Here is a 266-nt window from a genome sequence, read left to right on the forward strand (position 1 = left end):
CGCCTGCCGCTGACCGCGGACGGGCTCCGCCGGCCGCCGAGCGGCGACGTGTCCGGCATGACGCAGAACGCCGGCATGGGCTGGCCACGGGCGAACCTGCTCGGGCCGCAGGTGATGATCGTGTCGCCCGCCGGCGGCCTGCGGTCCGAGTCCGGCGAGCCGATCGCGCTCGGGCTGCCCTCGGGGCACTTCGAGCTCGTCGACCAGGTGCGGGCAGCGGCGGAGACCGTCGCGGCCGAGGGCGGGCTGCCGTTCGCCACGTTCGT

1 pseudogene is annotated in these 266 nt (G+C 76.7%); it reads left to right on the forward strand.

The features are described from left to right. Nucleotides 1-57: 57 nt before the first annotated feature. Nucleotides 58-266, forward strand: a pseudogene (locus KVT14_RS20475) (hypothetical protein); the annotation flags it as partial.

The sequence above is a fragment of the Cellulomonas sp. GbtcB1 genome (assembly GCF_019091725.1).
Classification (GTDB): Bacteria; Actinomycetota; Actinomycetes; order Actinomycetales; family Cellulomonadaceae; genus Cellulomonas.